Consider the following 5248-nt stretch of genomic DNA (forward strand, 5'->3'; position numbering starts at 1 on the left):
CTGATCGACGACGCACAGAAGATCCACCAGCAACGGCCAGTGTTACAAGAGACGCTCGCTACCGCTACGCAACCGAGGTGTGAGTCTTAGCTAAAGACGAATAAAGCATTCGTATACTCTGAATAGATGGGGAGTTCGACCGCAGAATCCGAGGTGTTTATCCCCTTAGCAGAGTGGCTCGATAATCAAGGATACCAATTCTTTGTTCACGTTCCAAATGCACACCGTTCGGTTGAGGGTTATGCACGCCTCTACGAACGATATCCTTCACACACGATCACGATCGGGTCCTACAGACCAGACGTGGTTGGATTTACGCCTTCGAACCGCGTCTTCGCAGTCGAGGTCAAAGGAACTGAAAGTCTTCGAAAAGGACTTGGACAGACACTCTGTTATCTGCGGGGAGCCGATTATGCATATCTCGCAGCTGAGGAGACAGCCATAAAGCAAATCCAGGATGTCGCAATCAGCAAGGGGATCGGCACTTTCGGTGTGAACCAAGATACCCAATCGGTTGTACAGGATCACCCGTCTTCCTCCGAGATGAAAGACTTGCTTTGGCTCTGGTGAATCACTAGACGGCAGCGACTTTCGGTGGGAAATTGCGTCGCTCGAGGCACCACACTGGGACAACCGCGACGAGAACCTCGAGGAATCGGGCGGTGGCAAGCTGATTAGCCATCTCTGGACGACAGCATGACACTACAACTCGACGTAGTAAGGCGATTCACCAGAGCCCTTGCTTTATAATACCCGACATCAACTCGAGAACCTGCTTATCACGGCAAATGAGCGTTCTCGGCTGCTTCCGAACTACGCCGATCCACTAAATCAATTGATGCCCGTCGTCGCTGTTTCCGGTCACGATCGGACGACCGATGATGAAATAGGTGACCTCTGTGAGCAACAGGAGTATCCATATCGACGGGCGTATAGCCGAATGATTCGACTCGCAGAATATCTCGGCATGGTTTACAGTGAGAACGAGGAGTTTAAACTAACGGAGCAGGGAGAGCTGGGAGTAACGCTACTCCATGGTTACGGCGTCGAGACGATCTCCGACCTGAAAGAACTGAAAGAGCGAGGACCACTCTGGAAGAACCACCCACCTATTGCAACGTACCTGCGCAATCGGTTCGCGTCCAACCCGGATTTCCGAACCCTCTTCGAAGTGTTGCTTCATCATGGTAACGACCGTATCTCGATTCGAGAACTGTGTGCTACCCTCATCGATAATTACCCTAGCACGTTCCTGAATCTGGTGTACACGAATAGCAGTGATGACGAGGTGCCGACCCTCATCGAACAGGGACGAGGAAGCGATGTATACGACGATCCAGAACTCTTGAAACAAGTCATTCACAGCCAATTCATCTCGAACACTGCAACCCAGTTCAAGAGCCTCGGCGTACTTAGTGCAAATTCGCCCACTATTGAACCGAAATCGGCGTTAGACCCAGTGCATGATTACTGGTATCCGAGAGCGTTCCAACTAAAGTGATCGCTTTGGCCTGGTTCTGAGTACGCTAAACCCGAAAAAATCACGGGTCGGTCAGAGTGACTCTTGTACGAAGCTAGCGGTGATCTCGGTCCGCTCTTCGTACGTCGCTGCATCTAGGAGACGACTGCAAACGGAAAGGACCTGTCGAATGTTCCCCTGTGACCGCTGAAGGATCAAATCGAGTGCCTCCTCAGTGAATGGATCGATATCCGAATGCTGGACGGAGTTGGTTCGCTTACGCTCGAGATATCGCTCCAGTAGCTCGTACATGTCTTCGTTCGTCAACGGCCGCAGAGCCACTTCCTGCCCGATCCGCTCGCTAAATGCGTGATACTCACTCATCACGTCCTGCCAGACCTCTGGGGCACAGCCGAATAGCATACACAGCCCGTGGCTGTTCTGGTCCATTAGATGCCGGATGCTGTTTAGCGTCGATTGTTCCTCTTTCGAGGATAATCGTGCAATGCCTTCGAACTCATCGACGAAGACGAAGACAGCGGTATACCCGAGTTCGAGAAAGAGGCTCCTCAGAGCCGTGAACGCCCTGACGCCCATCGTGTCGTCGTCGAGTGCGGTGTGGATCTCCATCTCTTTGCGTTGTTCGTATCGAATTCCCTCCGCCGTCAGCCACTGCCACGCGTAGAGGTTCGTGTCCTCGTAGACTAAGTGTATAATCGCCCTCGCGAAGTCTGCGAAGCGAGTCGTATCGCTCATTCGTTTGATCGCTGTCGGGACGAGTTCCGAGAGAAGCACGTCGCCATCGTCGATGAGCGACTTCATCGCACTCGCGCTGATGGGATTCGTATCAGTGGTGTCTCGAGCAACGGTTGCGAGGTACTCGTAGGCGATGTTCTGGAGTTCCGTGAACCCGAGGTCGTAGACGAATTCGTGGTAGATGTCGATGAACCCCTCTCCGGGCTGTGCGACGTACCCAACGATCGCCCCACCTTGATCCTGGACGAGTGAACGAGTGTACTTGAGGGTGTGTGACTTTCCGTTCCCGTATTTCCCAGTGATGACGAGGTGTTTTGACTTGCCCGTCGATAGCGTTGTAGACACCGTCGAACTGATCGCACTCGTCGCCTGCTCTTGACCACAGTAGAGTTCCGGGTTCTCCGCAGGAACCGGACTGTAGGGGAACGGGTTCGCCTCCAAGCTGAACTGCGAGTAGTCTTGCTCCTGATCAGTAATGTTGAATGCTTTGCTCATGGGTTTGAATCTGGTGTGAACGTAATATCGCGGTCGTATACCGCGAGGTAATAGTATTGTTTGTCGAACTGTTCGAGGCCTGCCATCACCTGTTGGGTTGATTGTGATGTTGAAACCAGCGACTCGTCGTCGGCTAATTCAATTTTTTTTATGCCCAGCACAGCGTCCTTTGCGCCTGTATCTAGTGGTGCACCTGATAGTTCGATCTTGCCGACGTTCTCTCGACATAGTTTCGAGAGTCCGCTATCGAAAGCTTCTCGAGTACATTCGAGTCGCTCACAGGTTCGTTCACGAAGTCTGGGAATCGAGAGGTACCGCTGGCGGAGGTTGACGCCAGCAGTTTCCTCAAGTTCGTCGTAGAGTTCGAGGAGAACAAACTGGAAATTGTCCGGAACACCATCTCGAGTGACGACATAGTAGTCGCCTGTGAACGCATTTCGTTGGACCCCTCCGAGTCGTTCTCCCCAATCACCAACCACTTCGATTCCCGTTTGATTGAACGAATACGGTGAAAATTCGAGTTCATTCATCAGGTGCTCAAGCAGCGTCTCTATATTCGTGGGGCCGAGCTCGGTGAGGGCATCGAGAAATGCCCCATAATGGGGGCTTCGAACAGATAGAATATCATCTGCGGTCGACCAATCTTTGGATCGAATCGCCTCCAAAAACCGCTCGCCGATTGGCGTCGTCTCATACGTTTGCTGTTCATCACTATCTTCCTCCTTGAGGAGAGAGATACGTGTCGCTTCGAGAATGGTCTCACGGGCACGTCTATGCGTAATAGAGAGCTCTTCTCTGATGTTTTCTGTCGTCTTTCGTGATGATTCACACAGGTGGGTGAGTTCAGTGAGCCGGCCTAACGTAACGGGACGGACTGTCGCACGTTCGGACGTCACGCCAACCCCCGTACCTGCTGTTTGGCGATCTTGTAGGCGCGTTGAGTGACCTTATTCCCCTGAAATCGGAGGTCGAGATACGTTTCGATGTCCTTTCCGGCGGTCGAGACGTAGCGAAACCGACGGAGTTCTGTAGTTAATGCCCACAGATTGTGTTGCGTGAGCGCATCGCGGTCTGCTCTGATCTCGTCGAGTGTTCGATCACCACAAACTGGACACGAACACGGAAGATACTCGAGTTCCTCAATGTTCCATAGTTCTTCTCCACCGAACCCTGGGAGCAAGTAATTTCGATTGCCGGCGCTTCGGATGAACGCCGACGAATCGAAACTATCGACGCCGAGATAGAGTAACAGCGGTTGATAAACTAAGCCGCCAAGTCCGTACACGTGTAGGTGTTTATCCGTCGCCGTTCGAGCGGCCAGAACCAATTTTGTGACTTTCGTATAATCCGTTCTGATTGGCACGAGACTTCCGAGCGCATATCCGTCGAAGTCACCCCGTTTCTCGAGGTACTGGATACTGTTCCGGATCGTCTCCGGGTCGTATCCGTGAACGCTCGCGAGAAGCAACTCCTCTCCATCGTGGAGGTCAGACGCCGCCAGCGCGAAGTCGATACTCCGGTCGATTCGTTGTTGGTTCTTTGCCGATCGATGGTCTCTCGATAGTGGAACATCGACTGTTCCGAAAATGTCTGCCTCGAGTTGTCGTTGCGTCTCGAGCGTTTCTCGTGGAGTCGTGTCGAGTGTCTCGACAGCGAAATCGTAGCCTCCGCTATCGGCAAACACGATTGTATGCTCAGGGACGTCCATCTCCTCTCGTAGCGATACTCCATCTGTGAGTCGGTCCCACATTGGTCCTCGATTCCGAATCGCCCGGGCATTGATCATCGCCGTCGGTAGATCAGGAATGGACTCGATGTACTGTGGGGTATTATCGCTCGACCGTTTTCCCAAATTTCGAACTGGAAATAGGGTTGGGGTTTGAAGTTCCCCGTGTGGAAGATCGAGCGTTCGTTGTCGATACAGCATCCTCATTTTTGCTTATGAGGTCCTGTCAGATAGGTAATAGCCCGCTATGATGAATAACGTGATCGGTACAGAGAATGAACGGACACCATGGAGAATCAACCACGTGATATTCTGGGTTACAAACCCTCACGACGTTGTTGGTAATTATCTTCCCAGTTTCAGGATGATGAGAAAACGGCGCACTGTGGAGATTAAGCTATTAGAACAGCGAAATGCTAACGCTGTCGACCCAATAGTCTCTACACACCCAGCAGAACGCTTCCAATCGTCACAAGACAGGCGTACTGCATGGTTCTTCGAGTCACGGTTACCGTTTTTCGGTTAGAGTCATATTCGATTACGTGTCCGTTGGACAATTTCGGGAGATGAATCTGGATGAGACTGTTGTATGCCGATTCGTAGTCCGAAGTTCCTATGTCTCGAGGCGGTCGCTCGAGTTCGACGGCCCTTATAACCCGAGAAATCTGCCGAACATCGATGATCGTACCTTCGTTGAACAGAGACAGCATCCGTTCTAGTTTAGCGCAGCGACACATCCAGAGACCCCGAGCTAGAATCGTCAGTAACTAGGAATGTGAGAATCCGGTGGAGAGTGTGTACAACCCACCGGA

Annotated in this window: 6 protein-coding genes; 2 read left to right on the forward strand and 4 right to left on the reverse strand. The window is 52.1% G+C overall.

Annotated features, from left to right (window positions below; genetic code table 11):
• The first annotated feature begins 126 nt into the window (after positions 1-126).
• Both N0B15_RS15570 and N0B15_RS15575 read left to right on the forward strand, forming a co-directional pair.
• Positions 127-570 carry a hypothetical protein gene (locus tag N0B15_RS15570; RefSeq protein WP_263020635.1) on the forward strand — a complete coding sequence of 148 codons (444 nt, stop codon included), beginning with the start codon at positions 127-129 and terminating at the stop codon, positions 568-570.
• Between the two features lie 370 nt (positions 571-940).
• The gene (locus N0B15_RS15575; RefSeq protein WP_263020636.1) at positions 941-1501 is read left to right on the forward strand and encodes a hypothetical protein; all 561 of its coding nucleotides are present in this window, start codon (positions 941-943) and stop codon (positions 1499-1501) included.
• Between the two features lie 51 nt (positions 1502-1552).
• Here the strand turns inward: N0B15_RS15575 and N0B15_RS15580 are convergent, their stop codons facing one another.
• From N0B15_RS15580 to N0B15_RS18370, 4 genes are all read right to left on the reverse strand, one after another.
• Positions 1553-2710, reverse strand: coding sequence for a BREX system ATP-binding domain-containing protein (locus N0B15_RS15580; RefSeq protein WP_263020637.1), 1158 nt, complete (start codon positions 2708-2710; stop codon positions 1553-1555).
• On the reverse strand, positions 2707-3606 hold the full coding sequence (locus N0B15_RS15585) for a hypothetical protein (protein ID WP_263020638.1): 900 nt from the start codon (positions 3604-3606) through the stop codon (positions 2707-2709). Before N0B15_RS15585 ends, N0B15_RS15580 begins: the two co-directional genes overlap by 4 nt.
• A complete protein-coding gene (locus tag N0B15_RS15590) occupies positions 3603-4643 on the reverse strand; it encodes a tRNA-guanine transglycosylase (protein ID WP_317618613.1) in 1041 nt (346 codons plus the stop codon). The genes N0B15_RS15585 and N0B15_RS15590 overlap by 4 nt, the downstream gene beginning before the upstream one ends.
• Before the next feature lie 233 nt (positions 4644-4876).
• Complete coding sequence (locus tag N0B15_RS18370; RefSeq protein WP_425494245.1) at positions 4877-5173, reverse strand: DUF7344 domain-containing protein; 297 nt, start codon at positions 5171-5173, stop codon at positions 4877-4879.
• Positions 5174-5248 lie beyond the last annotated feature (75 nt).

The organism is Natronobiforma cellulositropha, from assembly GCF_025629245.1.
GTDB lineage: Archaea > Halobacteriota > Halobacteria > Halobacteriales > Natrialbaceae > Natronobiforma > Natronobiforma cellulositropha.